The organism is Actinomadura luzonensis (genome assembly GCF_022664455.2).
GTDB classification, from domain to species: domain Bacteria; phylum Actinomycetota; class Actinomycetes; order Streptosporangiales; family Streptosporangiaceae; genus Nonomuraea; species Nonomuraea luzonensis.
The window spans coordinates 4088753-4111799 of sequence record NZ_JAKRKC020000001.1 but is presented as its reverse complement, the minus strand read 5'-3'; the positions used below and the strand labels follow the sequence as shown (position 1 = coordinate 4111799).

Annotated in this window: 19 protein-coding genes; 12 read left to right on the top strand and 7 right to left on the bottom strand. The window is 73.1% G+C overall.

Annotated elements, in window-relative coordinates; translation table 11 throughout:
- Positions 1–83: 83 nt before the first annotated feature.
- On the top strand, positions 84–1442 hold the full coding sequence (locus tag MF672_RS19995; RefSeq protein ID WP_242376635.1) for a cation:dicarboxylate symporter family transporter: 1359 nt from the start codon (positions 84–86) through the stop codon (positions 1440–1442).
- 67 nt (positions 1443–1509) lie between these two features.
- Here MF672_RS19995 and MF672_RS19990 read toward each other — a convergent pair whose 3' ends face one another.
- From MF672_RS19990 to MF672_RS19970, 5 genes are all read right to left on the bottom strand, one after another.
- Positions 1510–2613: a hypothetical protein gene (locus MF672_RS19990; protein WP_247815332.1), complete on the bottom strand. Its 1104-nt coding sequence runs from the start codon at positions 2611–2613 to the stop codon at positions 1510–1512.
- Positions 2610–3116 (bottom strand): SigE family RNA polymerase sigma factor, encoded by a 507-nt coding sequence (locus MF672_RS19985; protein ID WP_242376633.1) that lies wholly within the window; start codon positions 3114–3116, stop codon positions 2610–2612. Before MF672_RS19985 ends, MF672_RS19990 begins: the two co-directional genes overlap by 4 nt.
- 65 nt (positions 3117–3181) lie before the next feature.
- Positions 3182–3997 (bottom strand): SAM-dependent methyltransferase, encoded by an 816-nt coding sequence (locus MF672_RS19980; RefSeq protein WP_242376632.1) that lies wholly within the window; start codon positions 3995–3997, stop codon positions 3182–3184.
- A gap of 32 nt (positions 3998–4029) precedes the next feature.
- A complete protein-coding gene (locus MF672_RS19975) occupies positions 4030–5385 on the bottom strand; it encodes a sensor histidine kinase (protein WP_242376631.1) in 1356 nt (451 codons plus the stop codon).
- A 64-nt stretch (positions 5386–5449) separates the two neighbouring features.
- Positions 5450–6946 carry a glycoside hydrolase family 13 protein gene (locus tag MF672_RS19970; protein ID WP_242376630.1) on the bottom strand — a complete coding sequence of 499 codons (1497 nt, stop codon included), beginning with the start codon at positions 6944–6946 and terminating at the stop codon, positions 5450–5452.
- A gap of 245 nt (positions 6947–7191) precedes the next feature.
- On the opposite strand from MF672_RS19970, the gene MF672_RS19965 reads away from it, so the two are divergent.
- Genes MF672_RS19965 through MF672_RS19940 form a run of 6 tightly spaced genes read left to right on the top strand, consistent with a single transcriptional unit; the run spans position 7192 to position 14294 of the window.
- Positions 7192–8466 (top strand): sugar ABC transporter substrate-binding protein, encoded by a 1275-nt coding sequence (locus tag MF672_RS19965; RefSeq protein ID WP_242376629.1) that lies wholly within the window; start codon positions 7192–7194, stop codon positions 8464–8466.
- A 4-nt stretch (positions 8467–8470) separates the two neighbouring features.
- Positions 8471–10045 carry an ABC transporter permease subunit gene (locus MF672_RS19960; protein WP_242376628.1) on the top strand — a complete coding sequence of 525 codons (1575 nt, stop codon included), beginning with the start codon at positions 8471–8473 and terminating at the stop codon, positions 10043–10045.
- Entirely contained in the window at positions 10042–10881 is an 840-nt protein-coding gene (locus MF672_RS19955) for a sugar ABC transporter permease (protein ID WP_242376627.1), read from the top strand. The genes MF672_RS19960 and MF672_RS19955 overlap by 4 nt, the downstream gene beginning before the upstream one ends.
- On the top strand, positions 10882–12660 hold the full coding sequence (locus tag MF672_RS19950) for a glycoside hydrolase family 13 protein (protein ID WP_242376626.1): 1779 nt from the start codon (positions 10882–10884) through the stop codon (positions 12658–12660).
- A gap of 56 nt (positions 12661–12716) precedes the next feature.
- Entirely contained in the window at positions 12717–13982 is a 1266-nt protein-coding gene (locus tag MF672_RS19945) for a right-handed parallel beta-helix repeat-containing protein (RefSeq protein ID WP_242376625.1), read from the top strand.
- 9 nt (positions 13983–13991) lie between these two features.
- Entirely contained in the window at positions 13992–14294 is a 303-nt protein-coding gene (locus tag MF672_RS19940; protein WP_242376624.1) for a hypothetical protein, read from the top strand.
- Here MF672_RS19940 and MF672_RS19935 read toward each other — a convergent pair whose 3' ends face one another.
- Positions 14295–14882, bottom strand: a complete 588-nt coding sequence (locus tag MF672_RS19935) for a TetR/AcrR family transcriptional regulator (RefSeq protein ID WP_242376623.1) — start codon at positions 14880–14882, stop codon at positions 14295–14297.
- A 54-nt stretch (positions 14883–14936) separates the two neighbouring features.
- Here MF672_RS19935 and MF672_RS19930 point away from each other — a divergent pair, with 54 nt between their 5' ends.
- From MF672_RS19930 to MF672_RS19915, 4 genes are all read left to right on the top strand, one after another.
- Positions 14937–18080, top strand: coding sequence for a bifunctional cytochrome P450/NADPH--P450 reductase (locus MF672_RS19930; RefSeq protein ID WP_242376622.1), 3144 nt, complete (start codon positions 14937–14939; stop codon positions 18078–18080).
- A gap of 161 nt (positions 18081–18241) precedes the next feature.
- Positions 18242–18850 (top strand): ACT domain-containing protein, encoded by a 609-nt coding sequence (locus MF672_RS19925; RefSeq protein ID WP_242376621.1) that lies wholly within the window; start codon positions 18242–18244, stop codon positions 18848–18850.
- 73 nt (positions 18851–18923) lie between these two features.
- Positions 18924–20087 carry an acyl-CoA dehydrogenase family protein gene (locus MF672_RS19920; RefSeq protein WP_242376620.1) on the top strand — a complete coding sequence of 388 codons (1164 nt, stop codon included), beginning with the start codon at positions 18924–18926 and terminating at the stop codon, positions 20085–20087.
- A 127-nt stretch (positions 20088–20214) separates the two neighbouring features.
- On the top strand, positions 20215–21384 hold the full coding sequence (locus MF672_RS19915) for a hypothetical protein (RefSeq protein WP_242376619.1): 1170 nt from the start codon (positions 20215–20217) through the stop codon (positions 21382–21384).
- 58 nt (positions 21385–21442) lie between these two features.
- Here MF672_RS19915 and MF672_RS51435 read toward each other — a convergent pair whose 3' ends face one another.
- Positions 21443–21565 (bottom strand): hypothetical protein, encoded by a 123-nt coding sequence (locus MF672_RS51435; RefSeq protein WP_302893237.1) that lies wholly within the window; start codon positions 21563–21565, stop codon positions 21443–21445.
- Positions 21566–21799: 234 nt separating this feature from the next.
- Here MF672_RS51435 and MF672_RS19910 point away from each other — a divergent pair, with 234 nt between their 5' ends.
- Entirely contained in the window at positions 21800–22915 is a 1116-nt protein-coding gene (locus MF672_RS19910) for a cation diffusion facilitator family transporter (protein WP_242376618.1), read from the top strand.
- Positions 22916–23047 lie beyond the last annotated feature (132 nt).

Below are 23047 nucleotides of genomic sequence, written 5' to 3'. Positions count from 1 at the left end.
TACGCAATGGTGACCTGGGTCACGCGCGCCGCGCATAGTCGCACAACTGGAACTTCCGTCCGTAGTCGCTGGAGAAACCCCCCATGCGCGATCGCACACGCTACCTGTACCTGGCCGTCATCGCGGCGGTCCTGCTCGGGATCCTGGTCGGCTTCGCCTGGCCGGACGTCGGGCAGGCGCTCAAGCCGCTCGGCACCGGGTTCGTCGCCCTCATCAAGATGGTGATCGGGCCCATCATCTTCTGCACCATCGTGCTCGGCGTCGGCTCGGTGCGGCAGGCCGCCAGGGTCGGCAAGGTCGGCGGCCTGGCGCTCGGCTACTTCCTGGTGATGTCCACGGTCGCGCTGCTCATCGGCCTGCTCGTGGGCAACGTCATCCACCCGGGGGAGGGCCTGCAGCTCACCGACACCGCCCGGCAGGCGGCCGAGGCCGAGGCGGCCAAGGGCGCCGAGAGCGGCACCACCGTCGAGTTCCTGCTCGGCATCATCCCCGACACGGTGGTGTCGTCGCTGACGTCGGGGTCGGTGCTGCAGGCGCTGCTGGTGGCGCTGCTGACCGGCTTCGCGGTGCAGGCCATGGGAGCCAAGGGCGCGCCGATCCTGCGCGGCGTGGAGCACCTGCAGCGGCTCGTCTTCCGCATCCTCGCCATGATCATGTGGGCCGCGCCAGTGGGCGCGTTCGGCGCGATCGCGGCCGTCGTGGGGGCGACCGGCATCGAGGCGCTGAAGAGCCTGGCCATCATCATGACGGCCTTCTACCTCACCTGCGTGCTCTTCGTCGGCCTGGTGCTCGGCCCGATGTTGTGGCTGGTCGCCCGGATCAACCTGTGGTCGCTGCTGCGCTACCTCGGCCGCGAGTTCCTGCTGATCCTGTCCACCTCCTCCTCCGAGAGCGCGCTGCCGCGGCTCATCGCCAAGATGGAGCACCTGGGCGTCAGCCGGACCGTGGCCGGCATCACCGTCCCGACCGGCTACTCCTTCAACCTCGACGGCACCGCCATCTACCTGACGATGGCCACGCTGTTCATCGCCACCGCGACCGGGTCGCCGCTGCAGCTCGGCGAGCAGGTGGGGCTGCTGCTGTTCATGATGGTCGCCTCCAAGGGCGCGGCCGGCGTCACCGGCGCGGGCCTCGCCACCCTCGCCGGAGGGCTGCAGGCGCACCGGCCCGAGCTGGTGGACGGCGTCGGCCTCATCGTCGGCATCGACCGCTTCATGTCCGAGGCGCGGGCGCTGACCAACTTCGCCGGCAACGCCGTGGCGACCGTGCTCGTCGGCACCTGGACCGGCGAGTTCGACCGGGAGCGGGCCGGCGAGGTGCTGTCCGGGCGGGCCCCGTTCGACGAGGCCACGCTGATCGACGAGGACGAGCCCGCAGGCGAGCGCCCCGGACCGGACGGCCCGGACAACGGATCCGGTGAGCGGGAGATGGCCCGCGCCTGACCCCGCCCCGCGCTGGTGCCGGCGGGCCGGCCGGTCCGGGGTCCCCGTGCCCGGCCCGGCCGGTCCGTCACCCGGTGGAGGTGACGCCCGGCAGGCCGACCCAGAGCTGCTGCCTGAAGTCGCGCACGTGCCGGGCCTGGCCGCTGCGGACGTCCACGGCGTAGGCCGCGTGGTCCTGCTTGCCCCCGGCGACGATCAGCACCTCCGACGGGCTCGCCCAGGTGGTGACGGCCGTGAGCCGGCTGCCCCGCGGCAGGCCGCGGATGGGCACCTTGCGCAGGGACCGCCCCGTCTTGACGTCGAGGATGGTCAGGAGGTTCTTCGTGTGCTCGGGGAACCTGGTCGCGGCGACCGTGCGGCCGTCGGGGGCGAGCTCGCTGAACATGATGTGCGGCCCCTTGAACCGCACCGGCTTGCCGCCGCCCGCGAAGGGCCGCAGCCACAGGTCCGTCTTGCGGTAGCGGATCAGCTCGGCGACGTCGCCCCTGATGCTGATCACCTCGTACACGCCCGGGATCGGCGTGGTCCTCCCGCCGATCACGTCGATCATGGTGGCGTCCTGCTTGCTGCCCTCGCGCGGGTCGAAGACCAGGTAGCGGCCGTCGTCGGAGAGCGCCAGCATGGCGCCGACGCCGATCCGGCTCGGCTCGATCCGCACCGGCGCGGCCCTCTCGCCGCCCTTCACCAGGTCGCGCACCACGAACGTGCCCGCGTCGGCCCGGTAGTAGGCGAACAGCCGGCCGTCCCTGCTGATCGCGACGGGCGTCGGACGCTCGTTCGAGCCGTGGAGCAGCGCCTGGGCCACCTTGTACGTCTTGCCGCTCACGGTGACCACCCGCAGCTCCGCGACGTCGCAGTCCGCCTTCTGCGCGGCGTGGTCGTACGCGCAGGGGACGCGGTAGGAGTGGCTGATCACCCCCACCGGGCCGTCGGGCAGGTCGATCACCTCCGCCTGGCGGGCCGGGGAGGCGGGGTGCGCGGCCGTGGGGCGCAGCGCGCTCACCCCGCCGTCCGCCAGCACGGCCGCGGCCGCCGCGACGGCGGCCAGCGTCACGCGTCCCCGCCGCCTGCGCCGGTGCCGGGCGATCGCGGCGTGGGCCAGGCTCACGCCCGGGCGTCCGGCCGGGGCCTGCTCCGCGAGCTCCGCCAGGGCGTCGCGCAACCGGGTCATCTGAGCGCCTCCTCTGCTCGGGCGTCCACCAGCTCGGGCGCGAGCGCGCGCAGTCGCGCCAGCGCGTGGTGGGTCTGGCTCTTGACGGTGCCGACCGAGCAGCCGAGCACGTCGGCGGTCTGCGCCTCGGTGAGGTCCTCCCAGTAGCGCAGCACGATCACGGCGCGCTGCTTCCGGGTCAGCCGGGCCAGCGCGCGCCGCAGCACGACCCGGTCGAGGGCCGCCTCGTCCGGCGAGAAGCCGTGCTCCGGCAGCTCGGCGCTGGGCAGCTCGGGCCGGAGCCGGCGCCTCCACGAGATGTACTGGTTGACCAGCGCCCGGCGCGTGTACGCCTCCGGGTTGCCGTCCCTGGCGAGCTTGTGCCATTGCCCCACCACGTTGGCGAGGACGCTCTGTAACAGGTCCTCGGCCAGGTGGGGATCGCCCGCCAGCAGGTAGGCGGTCCGCATGAGCGCCTGCTGGCGGGCCAGCACGAACTCGCGGAAGCCCTCGTGACGATCCAATGAACTCTCCTCTCGCCCGTTGCCAACGCGGTGCGCGGGGCGAAAGGTTGCAGCCGGCCGGGAAGTCAGGGCTTGCGGGCGATGCCGGCGTAGCCCATGCGGGCCGTCTCCTCGTCCACGATCGTCGGGTGGTCGGGGTCGGAGAACGGCCACACGGCCGGCGCGAGCCCGTTGGCCAGGCCCGGCGGGATCAGCTCGAAGTCGCCGAAGAAGGCCGCGATCTCCTTGCCCGGCCGCGGCGTGAACGGCATGCCCGACTGCCGGTAGAACGCCGCGATGCGCTCGGCCCGCTCGGTCGCCACGTCGTTGCCCATGTGCGAGATCGCGAGGTAGCTGCCCGGCGCGAGCGCGTCGCGGTAGGCGGCCACGAAGCCCTGCGGGTCCTCCTCGTCCGGCATGAAGTGCAGGATGAACATCATGAGCACGGCCACCGGGCGGGAGAAGTCGAGCAGCCCGCGCACCTCGGGGTCGTTGAGGATCTCCTCCGGCCGGCGCGCGTCGCCGTGCACCATGGCGACCCGGTTGGGGTCGGCCAGCAGCGCCCGGCCGTGCGCGGCCACCACCGGGTCGTTGTCCACGTAGACCACGCGGGCCTCGGGGGCGTGCCGGTGGGCGACCTCGTGCACGTTCTCCTGCGTCGGCAGGCCGGAACCGAGGTCGAGGAACTGGGTGACGCCCTGCTCGCACAGGTAGCGCACCATGCGGCCGATGAACGCGCGGTTCTCCCTGGTGCCGTCGCGGACCTCCGGCATGACGCTCAGCACCATGTCGCCGAGGTCGCGGTCGGCCTTGAAGTTGTCCTTGCCGCCCAGGAAGTAGTCGTACATGCGGGCCGCGTTCGGGATGTGGGGGTCTACGCCCTGCGGCGCCTGCTCCGTCATGTCCTAATGATCCACTATCGGCCGGGTGGACATCACTGCACGGCCGGAAGTCTCAGGACGAACCGGGCGCCGCCCGGGAAGTCCTCGACGCAGATCCGGCCGCGGTGCGCCATCGCCACGTCGCGGGCGATGGCCAGGCCGAGGCCGGTGCCGCCGGCGTCGCGGCTGCGGGAGGCGTCCAGGCGGGTGAAACGCTCGAAGATGCGCTCGCGGTCGGCCTCGGCGATCTCCTGGCCGTCGTTCTCCACCGACAGCACCGCCGTCCCGTCCTTGCGCGTCACGCGCACCTGGACGTAGGTCTCGGCGTGCCGCTGGGCGTTGTCGAGCAGGTTGGTCAGCACCCGGGCGAGCTGCAGCCGCACGCCGTCCACCTCGACGCCGTCGGCCAGGTCGGCGCGGACCGGCAGCTTGTCGCTGCGCCGGGCCAGCTCCTGGCGCACCAGCCCGGCCAGGTCCACCCGCTCCTTGGCCGCGTCCACCCGGGAGCCGATCCTGGCCAGCAGCAGCAGGTCGGTGATGATGGCCTCCAGCCGGTCGGTGTCGCGCAGGGCGGAGCGCACCAGCGAGTCCAGGTCGGTGTCGTCCGGGTAGAGCTGGGCGCTCTCCAGCTGGGCGCGCAGCCCGGCGATCGGGGTGCGCAGCTCGTGCGAGGCGTCGGAGGCGAACTGGCGCTGCTGCTCGGCGGAACGTTCCAGCCGGGCCAGGGTGCCGTTGATCGAGCGGGCGAGCTGGGCGACCTCGTCCTCGCCCGGCGGCTGGCTGACGCGGCTGCTCAGGTCGCCGGTGTGCACGGCGTCCAGCTCCTCGCGCATGGTCGCCACCGGCCGCAGCGCCCGCCCGGTGATCAGCCAGGTCGCCCAGCCGGCCAGCGCGACCAGCACCGCGACCTCGGCGAAGACGATGAGTTCGAGCGTGTGGGTGGCCAGCACCTCCGGCGTGCTGCGCCCGGCGTAGACGACCGGCGAGTCGGCGAACACGCTCACCCGCACCGCCGACAGGTGCAGGCACTCGGCCGGCAGGCAGCTCGTGGTGCTGATCACCCGGTTCTCGGTGGTCGGGCGCACGTCGGCGAGCGGCGGCATGTTCCTGGCCGCGTCGCTGGAGGCCAGGAGCTGCCCGTCCGGGCCGACGATCTGGATGAGGTCCACCGACGGGTCGGTCACCGGGATGGCCGCGCCCTGGGGCAGGGTGCCGCCGCGCATCTCGTACGCCACCCGCTCGGCGGTGTCGCGGGTGTCGCCGAACACGCTGGCCTCGACCAGCGTCCTGGACAGGACGACGCCGGCGACGCCCACGGGCACGAGCACGAGGGCCGCCACGATCGTCGCGATGAGGGTCACCCGGCCGCGGAGCGACCTCGCCCACATCGATCGGAACAGCGCCGACATCCCACGACATTACCGACCGTCATCACCGGCACATACCGGGTGCGGGGAAAGATTCCCCCAATGCTCAGCGCTGGATCCAGGCCGCGGTGTCCGGCGGGATCGACCCGTCGGCCGCGAGCGGGCCGCTGGACAGCAGCACCTCGCCCGCGACGGGGGGCAGCACCGGCTCCTCGCCGGTGTTGAGCACCACGACCAGGCCGGGCTCGCGCTCGATGGCGAGGACGTCCTCGGGGGAGTCCAGCCAGGCCAGCGTGCCGCCGCCGAGCGCCGGGTGCCGCTTGCGCAGCCGCAGCGCCGCCCGGTAGAGGTTCAGCGTCGAGTCCGGGTCGTGCTCCTGGGCCTCGGCCGACAGCGCCGTCCACTCCGGCGGGATCGGCAGCCACGGGTCGCGCCAGCCGCAGCCGGGCTCGGCGGTCCACGGGATCGGCACCCGGCAGCCGTCGCGGCTCTCGCCGCGGCGCTTGAAGGCCGGGTCCTGGCGCAGCTCGTCGGGCAGGTCCAGCACCTCGGGCAGGCCCAGCTCCTCGCCGTTGTAGAGGTAGGCCGAGCCGGGCAGCGCCAGCATGAGCAGCGTGGCCGCGCGGGCCCTGGCCAGGCTGCCGTGGCGGGTGACGTGGCGCGGCTTGTCGTGGTTGGACAGCACCCACGTGGTGGGCGCGCCGACCAGCTCGGCCTCGGCGAGCGACTTCTCGATGACCGCGCGGAAGGACTTGGCGTGGAAGTCGGCGAGCATGAACTCGAAGTTGAACGCCTGGTGCAGCTCGTCCGGGCCGATGTAGCGGGCCAGGCGCTCGGGCGAGGAGACCCACGCCTCGGCCACGGCCATCCGGCCGCCGGGGTAGGAGTCGAGGATGGGCCGCCACTCGCGGTAGATGTCGTGCACGCCGTCCTGGTCGAAGTAGGGCACCTGCTCGTCGCCGAGCATCTCGGCCTGCGGGCCCTCCTTGGCGCCGACGTCCGGCAGGCCCGCGGCCTTGACCATGCCGTGCGCGACGTCCACGCGGAAGCCGTCCACGCCGCGGTCCAGCCAGAAGCGCAGGATGTCGCGGAACTCGGCGCGCACCTCGGGGTTGTCCCAGTTGAGGTCGGGCTGCTCGGGCGCGAACAGGTGCAGGTACCACTGGCCGCCCTCGACCTGGGTCCAGGCCGGGCCGCCGAAGATGGACTCCCAGTCGTTGGGCGCGTCGCGGAAGACGTAACGGTCGCGCAGCCCCGCGCGGAACCAGGGGTGCTGGTCGGAGGAGTGGTTCGGCACCAGGTCCACGATCACCCGCACGCCCTTGCCGTGGGCCTCGGCGACGAGCGCGTCGAAGTCGGCGAGGGTGCCGAAGCGCGGGTCCACGTCGCGGTAGTCGGCCACGTCGTAGCCGCCGTCGGCGAGGGGCGAGGTGTAGAAGGGGCTCAGCCAGACGGCGTCCACGCCGAGGCCGGCCAGGTAGTCCAGGCGCTCGCGCACGCCCTTCAGGTCGCCGGTGCCGTCGCCGTCGGCGTCGGCGAAGCTCCGCGGGTACACCTGATACACGACGGCGTCCCGCCACCAGTCGTCGTTGCCGAGCAGCATGATCGTCCTTCCCCGGGGACCCGAGTGGTCGGGTGATGTTCTGGTGAAGGATGTCGCGATCGCCCGTCCCGGTCAAGCGCAACTTTCCGCAAGTTGCAGAAGCCACATAGGCGTTTGGTAACGCTCTTTCGCAAGTTCTTCCAATTCTTGCAAAGAGCCGCTAACGTCCCGGAAACGTTCGGGCTTTCCTCCGCGGCGGCGCGCGTCTCGCGCGCCGCTGCTTCTGTGTGACCTCAGGAGGTCTCATGCGCAAGCGTGCTCTGGGTGTGGCCGCACTCGCGACCCTCGCCTTCGCCGCGACGGCCTGCGGCGGCGGCGCCGAGCCGGCCGCCCCGGCGGCGTCCGGCACCTCCGCCCCCGCCTCGGCGGCCGCGGGCGGCGGCACGCTCGTCATCTGGGCCGACCCCAGCCGGGTGCAGCCGCTCAAGCCCTTCGCCGACGCCTTCGGCAAGGAGAACGGCGTGACGGTCGAGGTGAAGGAGATCAGCAAGGACAACCAGACGACCTTCCTGACCGCCTCGCAGCAGGGCAGCGGCCCGGACATCATGATCGGCGCGCACGACTGGATCGGCAACCTCGTGCAGAACGGCGCCATCGACCCGGTCACCCTGACCGAGGAGCAGAAGGCCGCCTTCTCCGCCAAGGCCATGCAGGCCGTCACCTTCGACGGCCAGGTCTACGGCGCGCCGTACGCGATGGAGAACATCGCCCTGATCCGCAACACCGAGCTCGCCCCCGACGCCCCCGCCACCATCGAGGACATGATCGCCAAGGGCAAGGAGCTCAAGAAGGCCGGCAAGGTCAAGGAGGTGCTCTGCCTGCCGGTCGGCCAGAAGGGCGACGCCTTCCACGTCTACCCGATCTTCGCCTCGGCCGGCGGCGCGCTGTTCGGCGCCACCGCCACCGGCGATCCCGACCCGAAGAAGGTGCTGCTCGGCGCCCCGGACTCGGTCAAGGCGTTCGAGAAGCTCAAGGACCTCGGCGAGAAGGGCGACGGCGCGCTGCGCACGTCCATCACGAACGAGAACTACATCGTCAACTTCGCCGGCGGCAAGTGCGCCTACCTCGTCTCCGGCCCGTGGGCGATGGCCGACGTCAAGAAGGCCGGCCTGTCCTACGACATCAGCGCCGTCCCGTCGTTCAAGGACGGCAAGCCCGCCACCCCGTTCGTCGGCGTCCAGACCTTCTTCGTCGCCTCCAAGGGCAAGAGCAAGGCTCTGGCCCAGGAGTTCGTCGCCAACTACGTGACCAACGTCGACGTCGCCATGGCCCTGTACAAGGCCGACCCGCGGCCCCCGGCGCTGACCGCCGCGCTCCAGCAGGTCCAGGCCGAGGACCCGGACGCCGCCAAGTTCATGGACGCCGGCAAGGACGGCACGCCCATGCCCGCCATCCCCGAGATGGCCGCCATCTGGGAGCCGTTCGGCATCGCCGAGAACGCCGCGGTCAAGGGCGGCGACCCGGCCGAGGCCGCAGCGGCGGCGCAGAAGGCCATCGACGGCGCGCTCAAGAACAACTGACGCCGTGGCTGTGGACGTGCGCGAGGCCGCGCGGGCGGAGAGCACCCCGCCCGCCCGGCCCCGCCGGGAGATCACCACGGCGTTCGTCGTGAGCAGGATCGCGGTGCTCGCCGTGACCGCCGCGATCCTGCTGTACGCCGTGCCGCCGCTCGCCGCCGCGGGCTCATGGGCCGCGCTCACGCTGCTGTGCGCCGCCGCCGCGGCCGTCGCCTTCCTGTACCTGACCCGTCGCTTCGTGCCGGCCAAGTACCTCGTCCCCGGCACGATCTTCCTGCTGGCCTTCCAGGTCTTCCCCGTCGTGTACACGGCGACCACCGCGTTCACCAACTTCGGCGACGGGCACCGCGGCACCAAGGCCGAGGCGGTCACCGCCATCGAGACCGGCTCGGTCCGCCAGGCGCCCGGCTCGCCCGAGTACGCGCTGACCCCCGCCCTGCGCGGCGACGAGCTGGTGTTCCTGCTGGTGGACCCGAAGACCAAGCAGGTCTCCCTCGGCGACCCCGCGGGCCTGACCCCGCTGGCCGGGGCCGAGCTGGGCCTGACCGGCAAGGTCGTCTCCGCGCCCGGCCTGACCGTGCTCAAGGGGCCCGAGGCCGCCGCCCGCGCCCAGGACATCTCGGCCTTCGCGGTGCCCACCCCCGGCGGGCTGATCAAGGCCAACGGCCTCAGCCGCGCCGTCGAGGGCCGCGCCGCGCTCGCCTACGACGCCTCCTGCGACTGCGTGCGCGGCCCGGACGGCACCTGGACCGCCGACGAGGAGCAGGGCTACTTCGTCAACGCCCGCGGCGAGCACCTGGCGCAGGGCTGGCAGGTCAACGTCGGCCTCGCCAACTTCGCCCGCGCGCTGACCGACCCCACCATCTCCGGCTACTTCCTCGGCGTGCTCGGCTGGAACGTCGTCTTCGCGCTGGCCTCGGTGCTCGGCACGTTCGCGCTCGGCATGGGGGTGGCGCTGGCGCTGCACCATCCGCGCATGCGCGGCACCCGGTTCTACCGGATCGCGCTGATCCTGCCGTACGCGATGCCGGCCTTCGCCATGCTGCTGGTCTGGCGCGACCTGTTCAACCGCGACTTCGGCCTGGTCAACCAGCTCCTCGGCACGCACGTGGACTGGCTCGGCGAGCCCGGCACCGCCCGGCTCGGGGTGATCCTGGTCAACCTGTGGCTCGGCTTTCCCTACATGTTCCTGGTCACCACCGGCGCGCTGCAGGCCATCCCGCGCGAGCTGACCGAGGCCGCCGCCATCGACGGCGCGACCCCGTGGCGGGCCTTCCGCCGGGTCACGCTGCCGCTGCTGCTGGTCGCGCTGACGCCGCTGCTGATCTCGTCGTTCGCGTTCAACTTCAACAACTTCAACGCCATCGCGCTCACCACCGAGGGCGGGCCGTTCCCGGCCGCGAGCCCGCAGGTCGGCGCCACCGACCTGCTCATCACCTACACCTTCCGGCTGGCCTTCGGCGCGGGCGGGGCGCAGTTCGGGTTCGCGGCGGCGATCTCGGTGTTCATCTTCGCCATCGTGGCGCTCATCTCGGCGGTCGCCTTCCGCCGCACCCGCAGGCAGGAGGAGGTCTACGCGTGAAGCTCGCCCTCAGGCACGGGTTCGTGCTCGCCGTCTGCGCGTTCGCGCTGTTCCCCATCGTGTTCGTGGTGTCGGCCGCGATCAACCCGCGCGGCACGCTCGCCTCCACCGAGCTGCTGCCGACCGGGGCGAGCCTGGCCAACTTCGCGAACCTGTTCGGCTCGGACACCTATCCGTTCGCGCGCTGGTTCTTCAACTCGGTGTTCATCGCGCTGGTCTCGTCGTTCGCGAGCCTGCTGCTGTCGATGCTGGCCGCCTACGCCTTCAGCCGCATGCGCTTCGCCGGCCGCCGGGCCGGGCTGCTCGCGCTGCTGCTCATCCAGATGTTCCCGCAGTTCCTCGCCATCGTGACGATCTTCATGATCTTCACGGAGGTGACCGAGCTGTACCCGGCGTTCGGCTTCAACACCGTGTGGGGCCTGCTGCTGCTCTACCTGGGCGGCGCGCTCGGCGTGAACACCTGGCTCATGAAGGGCTTCCTCGACACCGTGCCGAAGGAGCTCGACGAGGCCGCCACCGTGGACGGCGCCACGCACGCGCAGATCTTCTGGCGGGTCATCATGCCGCTGGTCACGCCGATCCTCGCGGTGACCGCGCTGCTCGCCTTCATCGGCACCATGAGCGAGTTCCTCATGGCCAACGTGTTCCTGCGCGACCCCGGCAGCAAGACGCTCGCGGTCGGCATGTACGGCATGATCGCCGGTGACCACCGCAACGCCAACTTCGGCATGTTCGCCGCGGGCACGCTGCTTACCGCCATTCCCACCGTGGGTGTGTTCCTCTGGTTGCAGAAGTACATCGTCTCCGGGCTGACCGCCGGGGCTGTCAAGGGATAGGTGGAATTGCGCTACCTCGGGGAGCCGCATCACGACGGCTCGGCACTGTACGTCCCCGACCAGGAGCCCGCCCTCGGCGCGCGGGTGACGCTCTGGCTGCGCGCACCGCTCGCCGCCGGCGTCACCGGCGTGACCGTGCGCGCGGTGCACGACGGCGAGCCCCGCTACGCCGAGGCGGCGCCCGCCCCGAGGGACGTCCCCGGGGTGGGCGGCCCGGACGTCTGGTGGCGGGCCGAGATCACCGCCGTCAACCCGGTCACCCCGTACCGCTTCCTGCTGGCCACCCGGCGTGGCCAGCGGTGGCTGAGCGCCGCCGGGCTGGCCCGGCACGACGTGACCGACGCCACCGACTTCCGGCTGGTCTGCCACACGCCGCCGCCGGCCTGGCTGCGCGACGCGATCGTCTACCAGATCTTCCCCGACCGCTTCGAGCGCTCCCGACCGATGCGCGACGTGCCGGACTGGGCGCTGCCCCGCGACTGGGACGCCGACCCCGTCATCCCCGACGGGCCCGGCGCCTCCCGCCAGTTCTACGGCGGCGACCTCGACGGCGTCGTGCGGCGGCTGGACCACGTCCAGAGCCTCGGCGCCGACACCGTCTACCTGACGCCGTTCTTCCCCGCCCGCTCCAACCACCGCTACGACGCCGCCAGCTTCGCCCGCGTGGACCCGCTGCTCGGCGGCGACGCGGCCCTGCGCCGCCTGTCGGACGCGCTGCACGCGCGCGGCATGCGCCTGCTCGGCGACATCACCACCAACCACTGCGGCGACACCCACGAGTGGTTCGTCCGGGCCGTCTCCGACGTCGCCGCCCCCGAGCGCGAGATGTTCTACTTCGACCGCGACACCGGCGACTACGACTCCTGGTGGGGCGTCAAGACGCTGCCGAAGCTCAACTGGGGCAGCCCCCGCGTCCGCGAGGGCATGCGCGAGGTCCTGACCCGCTGGCTCGGCCCGCTCGACGGCTGGCGCGTGGACGTCGCCAACATGACCGGCCGCCGGGGCGCCGACGACCACGCCCACGCCGCGGCCGCGTACCTGCGGGCCGCGCTCGGCCCGGAGGCCGCCCTCATCGCCGAGCACAACCACGACGCGAGCGGCGACCTCGACCGCGACGGCTGGCACGGCACCATGAACTACGGCGGCTTCACCCGCCCCGTCTGGGCCTGGCTGCGCGGCCCCGGCCTGGACCTGGAGCACTTCCTCGGCGTGCCGGGCGGGGTCCCCGAGCGCGACGGGCCCGCCACCCTCGCCACCTTCCGCGCCTTCGCCGCCGCCATGTCGTGGCGCTCGCTCGTGCACTCCTGGCAGCTCCTCGACTCCCACGACTCGCCGCGCATCCGCACGGTCACCGGCTCGCGCGAGCGCCACCTGCTCGCCCTCGGCCTGCAGGCCACGCTGCCCGGCACGCCCATGGTCTTCGCCGGCAGCGAGTTCGGCCTGACCGGCGTCAACGGCGAGCACTCGCGCACCCCCATGCCCTGGAACCGGCCGGCCGACCAGGACGCGGCCACCCTCGCCGGCTACCGCGACCTGCTCGGCCTGCGCCGCGCCGAGCCCACGCTGCGTCACGGCGGGCTGCGCTGGCTGCACGCCGACGCCGACTGCCTGGTCCTCGCCCGCGAGAGCGAGCGGGAGACGCTGGTCGTGGCCGCCCGCCGGGCCCCCGGCGCGCCCCTTCCGGTGGGCGTGCGCATGCAAGGCGTGTACGACGCGGCCGACGGCGACGAGATCTCCGGCGACGGACCATCACTCTCCGTATGGCGCGTCACGCACTGAAGACGCTACTGTGACCTGTGTCACTTTACGTTTCAACTAGATAGTGGTGTGCCCCGATGAGGTTGCTGTCCGTAGCCGTCATGGCCTCGCTCCTGCCCACTGTCCCCGCCGCTGTCCCCGCCGCCGCGGCCTCGGCCCATGCGGGCACCACCTACTACGTCGACTCCAGATCCGGCGACGACTCGGCCACGGGCACCAGCGCCCGCACCCCGTGGAAGTCGCTCGACGCCGTCAACGCCGCCGACCTCAAGCCCGGCGACACCGTCGCCGTCAAGCGCGGCAGCTCCTTCACCGGCTCGCTCACCCTCGCCGCCAAGGGCACCCCGGCCCGGCCCATCACCGTCACCGCCTACGGCAAGGGCCCGCTGGCGAAGATCACCGGCACGGACGAGGACTGCGTGGTCGTCAGCGGCGACCACTGGCGGATCGGCGGCCTGCGCGCCTCCGGCTGCCGCTGGGCCGGCTTCCGGGTCGAGGGCCGCGGCAACCAGCTCTCCGGCGTGCAGGCCGACCGCAACATCGCCGGCGTGCAGGTCATCGGCTCCCGCAACATCGTCCGCGACAGCGTCCTGACCGGCAACGACCGCATGAGCGTCAACGACGTGGGCGGCGACAACGACTCCGGCGCCTTCGGCGTGCTGCTCAACGGCGACGACAACGTGGTCGCCGGCAACACCATCACCGGCAGCTTCGCGAGGAGCGCCGACTACGGCGCGGACGGCGCCGCCGTCGAGGTCTTCAACGGCGACCGCAACCTGATCGTCCGCAACGTCTCCAGGGACAACGAGACCTTCACCGAGCTAGGCGCCGAGAAGGGCAGGACCGCCGCCGGCAACGTCTTCGCCTTCAACGTCGTCACCTCCTCCCGCTCCCGCGGCTCCTTCCTCATCACCCGCGGCCCCCGCCACGTCGTCGGCCCCGTCATGGGCACCGTCGCCGTGCACAACTCGGTCTACCTGCCCGCCCGCGACACCGTCGGCTGGTCCTGCCACGACGGCTGCTCGCCCGCGATACTCAAGCTGCGCAACAACGTGATCGTGGTCGGCGGCGAGGCCGGCTGGGAGGACGGCCAGGGCGCCGACGACGACGCCAACGTCTACCGGGGGCGGATCAGGTTCAAGCTGGGGCCGAAGTCCGTGGTGGCCGACCCCAAATTCGTCTCCCGCGCCGACCTGCGGCTGCGGCCCGGCTCGCCGGCCCTCGGCCGGGGCGTGCCGCTGGGCGGCGCCTGGTTCGGCGGCGGCCGGGCCCGGCCCAAGGACGTGCAGGGCCGCGAGCTCGACGGCACGCCGGACGCGGGCGCCTACCAGAGCGGCCGCTAGCATGAGCGGGTGGCAGGTCCAGATCATCGCACGCCGCTGCTGCGGCGGCTCGCCGAGTCCGAGAGCCCGCGCCGCTACTGGCACACCGCCGACGACACCGGGCGGGTGTGGCTGTTCGAGAGCGTCGAGGGCGACGGCGAGCACTGGGCGATCCGGCAGGTCGAGGTCGGCGCCGACCGCGCCGCCCGCCGCTACTGGTGGGCCCATCCGCAGGACCAGGACGGCTTCCTGACCGACCAGCCGCTGGAGATCTGGGACCTCGCCGAGATCAACGGGGCCGCCTTCGAGTCCGTCTGGGAGGCGGCCGGCTGATCAGCCCCGGGCCGCGGGGCGGGCGCCGGCCGCGCCGCCCTCCAGCCCGCGCACGATGAGCTCGACCGCGGTCGCCAGCCTGCGCCCGGTCTCCTCGGGGTCGTCGGGCAGGTGACCCTGCAGCTCGGCGAGGATGATCCCCGAGACGAACGCGTGCAGCACGTCGCTGGTGCGGCGCAGCTCCTCCTCCGGCACCCCGGCCAGCCGCAGCACGCGTTCGAGCACCTGCCACAGCGACAGCCGCCGGTCGGCGATGATCCGCGGGTGGTTGTGGACGTGGATCCACAGCGCGGGGTGCAGCCGCGCGTGCCGGTGGTAGGCCAGCGCGAGGGCGCGGAGCTGCTCCTGCCAGGGCGTGCCGTCGTCCGGCGGCAGGCTCATCCGGGACGCCGCCGTGGCGCAAATGAGCTCCAGCAGCGCGTCCTTGCTCGCCACGTGGTGGTAGAGCGACATCGGGTTGACGTCGAGCTCGGCGGCCAGCTTGCGCATGGACAGGCCCTCGACGCCGCCCTCGTCCACCAGCCGCAGCGCCGCGGCGCAGATCTCGTCGATGCTCAGCGGGGTGCCCCGGCGCGCGCTCACTGCCATACGCCGTATGGTAGCGTGAGCCATACAGTGTATGGCTACGTTTCGGGAGCTCTCATGGCTCGGATGATCCCCGCCCCGCAGGGCCTGCCCCTCCTGGGCAACACGCTGCAGATCCCCTCGCACGCCCCCATGGAGCACTTCGTCGAGGTGGCCGGCCGCTACCAGGAGGAGGGCATCTTCCGGCTGGAGGTCGCCGGCCGCACGATCGTGCTGGTCTTCGACCCCGACCTGGTGGCCGAGGTGTGCGACGAGAGCAGGTTCGTCAAGCGCATCAGGCCGCCGCTGTCGATCGTGCGCGACTTCGGCGGCGACGGGTTGTTCACCGCCGAGCAGGACGAGCCGGTCTGGGGCCAGGCCCACCGCATCCTCATGCCGGCCTTCAGCCAGCGCTCGATGAAGGGGTACTACCCGCAGTTCCTGGAGGTGGCCGAGCAGCTCGTCGCCTCGTGGGCGGCGCGCCAGGGCCAGGACCTGCCGGTCGCCGACGACATGACCCGGCTCACGCTCGACACGATCTCGCTGACCGGGTTCGGCCACCGGTTCGACTCCTTCTCCTCGCCCGAGCTGCACCCGTTCCTGCAGGCCATGGGCGGCGCGCTCACCGAGGCCATGCTGCGCAACCAGCAGCTCCCCTTCGTCACCCGGCTCAAGCGCGGCCACGAGGAGAGCTACCGGCGCGACATCGCCACCATGCAGGCCCTGGTCGACGACGTCATCAAGGCGCGCAGGGCCGAGGGCGGCGGCGGGGCCGCCAAGGACCTGCTCGGGCTCATGCTGGAGGCCGCCGACCCGCGGAGCGGCGCCCGGCTGCCGGACGAGAACATCCGCAACCAGGTGCTCACCTTCCTCATCGCCGGCCACGAGACCACCAGCGGCCTGCTCTCCTTCGCGCTGTACAACCTGCTGCGCGAGCCTCACACGCTGGCCCGCGCCTACGAGGAGGTGGACCGGCTGCTGCCCGGCGACGAGCCGCCCACCTACGAGACGGTCATGAAGCTGGACGTGGTGCCGCGCATCCTGGAGGAGACGCTGCGCATCTGGTCGCCGATCCCCGCCTTCAGCGTGAGCGCGATCGAGGACACCGAGATCGGCGGCTACCCGATCCCGCGCGGCCAGGGCGTCGGCGTGCTGCTGCCCATGCTGCACCGCCACCCCAAGGCGTGGGAGCGGCCGGAGGAGTTCGACATCGACCGCTGGCTGCCCGAGCAGCGCAAGGCCCACCACCCGGCCGCGTACAAGCCGTTCGGCAACGGCGAGCGGGCCTGCATCGGCCGCCAGTTCGCGCTCACCGAGGCGCGGCTGGCCCTGGCGATGATCCTGCGCCGCTTCGCGCTGTCCGACCCGTCGGCGTACCGGATGAAGATCAAGCAGACGCTCACCCTCAAGCCGGACGGGTTCACGCTGCGGGCGCGCGAGCGGCGCGCCCACGAGCGGGCCGTCCCGGCGGCCCCCCAGGCCGCCGCCGCCCCCGAGCAGCCGCGGCAGGACGTGGCCGTGGCCGGGGTGCCGCTCACCGTCGCCTACGGCTCCAACCTCGGCACCAGCGCCGACCTCGCCGAACGGCTGGCCGAGCGGGCCGGGCGGGCCGGGTTCGCCACCACGCTGACCACGCTGGACGAGCTGGACCCGCCGCGCGAGGGCCTGCTCGTCGTGGTCGCCTCCTCCTACAACGGCAAGGCCCCCGACAACGCCCAGCGCTTCGACGCCCTCGACACGCTGCCCGACCTGTCCGGGGTGCGGCTCGCGGTGCTCGGCTGCGGCAACACGCAGTGGCCGACCTACCAGGAGTTCCCGCGGCGCGCGTACGAGAAGCTGACCGCCGCGGGGGCGGTGCCACTCGTCGAGCGGGGCGAGGCCGACACCGACGGCGACTTCGACGGCGACGTCTCGGCGTGGACCGCCCGGCTGTGGGCGGCGCTGGCCGAGGAGTACGGCGCGGGCGCCGGCGCGAGCGGCCCCCGCTACAGCATGGAGGTGCTGAGCGAGGCCGAGGTGCGGCCGTCGGTCGTCTCCGGGCGCGCCGTCCCGCTGACCGTCGTCTCCAACGAGGAGCTGACCGGCGACCCCGCCGGGCTCTGGGACTTCTCCGCCGAGGCCCCGCGGCCCGGCGTGCGCTCCATCGTGGCCCGGCTGCCGGAAGGCGTCACCTACGAGGCCGGCGACCACCTCGCCGTCTTCGCCAAGAACGACCCCGAGCTGGTCGAATGGGCGCTGCGCTGCCTGCGCGTCCCGCGCGACCAGGTGGTCCGGCTGCGCGCCGAGGGGGCCACCCACCTGCCGGTGGACACGCCGGTGACGGCCGGGCTGCTGCTGGCCGAGTTCGCCGAGCTGCAGGAGGTCGCCACCCGGGCCGACCTGGAGGCGCTGAGCGCGCACACCGGCTGCCCGTGGACCCGCCGCCAGCTCGCCGAGCTGAGCGCGAACTACGCCGAGGAGATCCTCGCCAAGCGGGTCTCCCCGCTGGCGCTGCTCGACCGCTTCCCGGCGATCGAGCTGCCGCTGCCGGTGTTCCTGGAGCTGGCCGGGCCGATCCGGCCGCGCTACTACTCCGTCTCCTCCTCGCCGCTGGCCGACCCGTCGCTGGTGCGGCTGACGGTCGGGCTGGTCGAGGGCCCGGCCTGGTCGGGCACGGCCTGGTCGGGGACGGGCACCTACCACGGGATGTGCTCGGCGTACCTGGCCGGGCTGGCGGAGGGCGAGGTCTTCTACGGGTACGTGCGGGTGCCCGCGCCCCCGTTCCGGCTGCCCGCCGACCCGGCCACGCCGGTGATCCTGGTCGGGCCCGGCACCGGGTTCGCGCCGCTGCGCGGCTTCCTGGAGGAGCGGGCGCTGGCCGCGGCCCCCGGGCGGGCGGTGGTGTTCGCCGGGTGCCGGCACCCGGAGCACGACCTGCTCTACCGCGACGAGCTCGCGGCCTGGGCCGGGCGGCCCGAGGTGAGCGTGCACACGGCGTTCTCCGCCGTGCCGGGGCACCCGTACCGGTTCGTCCAGGACGCCGTGGCCGCGCACGGCGACGAGGTGTGGGGGCTGCTGGAGCAGGGCGCCCACGTCTACGTCTGCGGCGACGGCCTGCGGATGGCGCCCGCCGTCCGGCAGGCCCTGCTGGACCTGTACCGGGAGCGCGCCGGCGGGGACGGCGAGGCGTGGCTGGCGGGGCTGGAGGCCGCGGGCCGCTACCAGCAGGACGTGTTCGCCTGACCCGGCTTGGGGCGGCCATCGGCTCACCATGGACAGACCGTGGTTGATAATCCGGACTTAACCCTCTATCTCGGGATATAACCGCAGCATGCACGACATATCCGTGGAACATGCCGGAAACCTTGCCACGGCACTGTGAGAGCTCTGGAAAGGGGGCGGCAATGCTGCTGCGACTGAGGGTGTCGCTGCCGGACCGGCCGGGCGGACTCGGCCAGGTCGCCAAGGCCCTGGGCACGCTCGGGGCCGACATCCTGCAGGTCACCGTGCTCGAACGCGAGGCCGGGCGGGCCGTGGACGACTTCACCGTCTCCTGGCCGGGGCCCGTGACCCCGGCCGAGGCCCGCGACCGGCTCTCGGCCGTGCCCGGCGTGAAGATCGAGGGCGTCTGGACCACCAAGGAGGTCCCCGGCACGGCCCTCGACTACGACCTGCTCTCGCACGTCGTGGCCGAGCCCGGCCGCGGCCTGGCCACCCTGGTGGACGCCCTGCCCGGCCTGTGCGGCGCCGAATGGTCGCTGGCGGTCGCCGACGGCGCGGTCCGGCACGCCTCGCTGGCCGCGCCGGAGTCGTTCGACCTGCCCGAGCCGCCGCCGCGGCCCGCCGCCGTGGACGCCAGCGAACTGCGCCTGATGCTGCTCCCCGTCCTGGACCACGGCGTGCACCTGGTCGTCGCCCGCGCCGCCGACGGGCCCGGCTTCCACCGCGCGGAGCTGGACCGCGCCTCCCGCATCGTGGACGTCGTCGCCAAGCTCGCCGCCCGATCCGCCTAGGGCGTTGACCCGGTAAGTACCGCCTTATTAACGTGAGCTGCCTGATCAGTACGGCGAGCGGGGATCGAGGCAGATGGATTTCGAGCTGAGCGACGAACAGAAGGCCTTCCGCGAGACCCTGCGAGCGTTCGTGGACAAGGAGATCCTGCCGGTGGCCGTGGAGTGGGAGCACTCCGGCAGGTACCCGGCCGAGATCGTCGACAAGATGAAGCAGATGGGCCTGTTCGGCCTGTCCGTGCCCGAGGAGTACGGCGGCATGGGCGCCGACATGGTCTCCTTCGCGCTGGTCTTCGAGGAGATCGCGCGCGGCTGGATGGGCGTGGCCGGCACCCTCGGCTCCCACTCGATCGCCTGCTGGATGATCCACCGGCACGGCACCGACGAGCAGCGCCGGCTCCACCTCAGGGACCTCGCCACCGGCGCCCGCCGCACCGGCATCGCGCTCACCGAGCCCGCCGCCGGCACCGACCTGCAGGGCATCCGGACCAGAGCGGTCCGCGACGGCGACCACTACGTGGTGACCGGCACCAAGACCTGGATCACCAACGCCCGCCACGCCGACCCGCTGCCGGTCCTCGTCAAGACCTCGATCGCCGAGCCCGCCCACAAGGGCATGTCCGTGCTGCTCGTGGACCCGTCCCTGCCGGGCTTCGCGGTCAGCCGCGACCTGCCCAAGCTCGGCTACAAGGGCACCGAGACCTGCGAGGTCGTGCTCGACGAGGTGCGGGTGCCGGTCTCCGCGCTGCTCGGCGGCGTCGAGGGGCGCGGCATGCAGCAGGTGCTCGGCGGCCTGGAGATCGGCCGCATCAACATCGCCGCCCGCGCCGTCGGCGTGGCCCAGGCCGCCTACGACGCCGCGCTCGCCTACGCCAAGGAGCGCACCGCGTTCGGGCAGCCCATCGCCGACTTCCAGGCCGTCCAGCTCAAGCTGGCCGACCTCGCCACCGAGATCCAGGCGGCCCGGCTGCTCACGTACTGGGCCGCGTCCCAGGCCGACGGCGGCAAGCGGGTGGACATGGAGGCCGGGATGGCCAAGTACTTCGCCTCCGAGGTGGCGCTGAAGGCGTCCCTGGAGTCGATGCGCATCCACGGCGGCTACGGCTACTCGCAGGAGTTCGCCGTCGAACGGCTCTACCGGGACGCGCCCCTGATGGCGATCGGCGAGGGCACCAACGACGTGCAGCGGCTGGTCATCGCCCGCTCGCTGGTGTCGGGGAAGGGCAAGATCGGCTGGTGAGGCGGCCGGCGCGGCCGGCGAAGTGGCCCTGCCGGATGCGGTCACGGTCCGGTCACGATCGGGCCGGGCGGGCGCTCCCGCCCGTGGGGGAGGTACGCGGCTCCCCTGTCGGAAGGAAGCATGAGCCATGAGAACCTTCGCCCGCACCGCCGCCGTCACCGCGCTCTGCCTGGCCGTCGCGGCGAGCCCCGCCGCGGCCGCCACCTGGGCCGTCACCCCCACCCCCGGAGGCGACCTGAGCCGGCTCAACGGCGTCGCCGCCACCTCGGCCACCGGCGCGTGGGCCGTCGGCTCGGCCTACGACTTCACCCTGGGCGCCGAACGCACCCTCGTCGAACGCTGGAACGGCACGTCGTGGTCCCGCGTGGCCAGCCCGAACGGCTCCCAGCTCTACAACCGGCTCTACGCGGTGGACGCCGCCTCGGCCGCCGACGCCTGGGCGGTCGGCTTCGTCGAGACCGCGCACGGCGTGAACGGCGGCGGCGACGGCCCGAAGAAGGCCGCCGCCTGGCACTGGAACGGCACGGCCTGGAGCATCGGCGACCTGCCCGGCGCGGCCGGCACCCCCAGTGTCACCGGCGTCGACGCCCTGTCCGCTGCCGACGCCTGGGCGGTCGGCTCGTACTACGACCCGGTCGCGCCGGCCCGCGGCGAGGTCTACACCGCCCACTGGAACGGCGCCGCCTGGACGCGGGTCGCCGCCCCCGCCCCCGGCGACTACCTCAACGAGGTCACCTCGGTCTCCGGCACCTCGGGCGCGGACGTCTGGGCCGTCGGCGAATGGCGCGACCAGGGCAAGGGCCAGGTCTACCACCCGCTCGCCCTCCACTGGGACGGCGCGGCCTGGAACAGCGTCGCCGCGCCGGACCCGGCGGGCGGCACGGGCGGCGCCCTGCGCGCCGTCAAGGCGATCTCCCCGACGGACGTGTGGGCCGTCGGCTACCGCGACTACCGCACGCCCGTCGCCTTCCACTACGACGGCACGGCCTGGCGCGAGGTCGCGCTGCCCGCGCCCGGCGGCACCGGCAACACCATCCTGTACGGCCTGGCCGCCACCGCCGCCGACCACGTGTGGGCCGTCGGCTACACCTCCTCGGGGGCCGTCACGCCCGAGTCGCTGGTGCTGCGCTGGGACGGCGCCGCCTGGCGGAGCGAGCTGGCGCCGCCGAGCGACCTGGGCTCGACGCTGCTGGGCGCGGCGGCCGTGGGCGGCTCGGTGCTGGCGGTCGGGTACCGCAACGTGCTGTCCGGCGGGACCACCACGAACCGGACGTACGGGCTGCGCGGCCTGAACTGACGGCCCGTCCCGCCCGGGCGGGACGGCGCCGGTCCGGCCCGCCCGGGTCCCGTCGGGGTCAGCGCACGCCGTAGACGTCGTGCAGGGTCCGTGTGACGGTGTCGCCGGCCGCGTCGGACGCCTGCGCCCGCAGGCTGACCGGCACGCCCGCGGCGGGCGGCGCCGGGAGGGCGGCGCTCACCGCGCCCCCGGCCGATCCTCGCTCCGCACGTCCTCCCAGAAGCGGGCGCTGTCGTCCTTGGAGACCTTCAGCGCCGCGCCGTGCACGGCGGGCCGTCGAGGGCGCCCGAGCGGACGTAGGGGCGGGCGTCGTCGGGAAGATCGTCGCCAGCTTGACACGCGCGGCCCGGCGGGGCTGCCGGGACGGACTACATATCCTGGTCGGCAGGGACGACGTGCGCGAGCGAGGGATGCCATGGCTGACCAGGAGAACCCCGATTCCGACTCCCGGCCCGACCACGAGCACGGGCACGGCCACGGACATGGGCACGGGCACGGCCACGGGCACGGGCACGGGGGTGCTGGAGGTGGGGTCGCGGGGCGGTTGAAAGGGCTGGTGGGGCGGGCCGCGCACGCGGTGACCCCGCACAGCCACGACAGCGCCGACAAGACCGACACCGCCCTGGAGTCCAGCAGCCGCGGCATGCGCGTCCTGGCCGTCTCCTTCGCCGCCCTCATGGTCACCGCCGCCCTCCAGGCGGTCATCGTCGTGGCCTCCGGCTCGGTGGCGCTGCTCGGCGACACCCTGCACAACGTCGCCGACGCGCTGACCGCCGTGCCGCTGGCGATCGCGTTCTCGCTGGGCCGCCGCGCCGCCAACCGCCGCTTCACCTACGGCTACGGCCGGGCCGAGGACCTGGCCGGGATCGTCATCGTGGTGATCATCGCGGTCTCCGCCGCGCTCGCCGGGTACGAGGCCGTCACCCGCCTGCTCGACCCCCAGGACATGCGCGCCGTGGGCTGGGTCGCCGCGGCCGCCGTGGTCGGCTTCCTCGGCAACGAGTGGGTGGCCCGCTACCGGATCAAGGTGGGCAGGGAGATCGGCTCGGCCGCCCTGGTCGCCGACGGCCTGCACGCCAGGACCGACGGCTTCACCTCGCTGGCCGTGCTGCTGGGCGCGGGCGGCGCCGCCCTCGGGATCCCGGTCGCCGACCCCGTCGTCGGGCTGCTGATCACGATCGCCATCTGCTTCGTGCTGCGCGACGCCGCCCGCGAGATCTACCACCGCCTCATGGACGCGGTGGACCCCGAGCTGGTGGACGCCGCCGAACGCATCCTGTCCGGGGTGCGGGGCGTGCGGCAGGTCGGCGCGGTGCGGCTGCGCTGGATCGGGCACGCCCTGCACGCCGAGGTCGACATCCTCGTCGATCACGACATGTCCGTCGTGGACGCTCACGCGGTGGCGGTCGAGGCCGAGCACCGCCTCATCCACGACCTGCCCCGCCTCCGCGCCGCCACCGTCCACACCGACCCCTACGGCCCCGACGGCGCCGACCACCACGCCACCCTCTCCACCCACCGCGCCACCTGACCCGCCCCATCACCTGACCCGCCCCATCACCTGACCCGCGCGTGTTCCTGCGCCGGCTCGGCAGGCGCGGCCCTGCCGCCTCGCCCGGGCGGTCCGCGCTATTGCGCGGAGGGGGCGGTGTCGCCGGGGGAC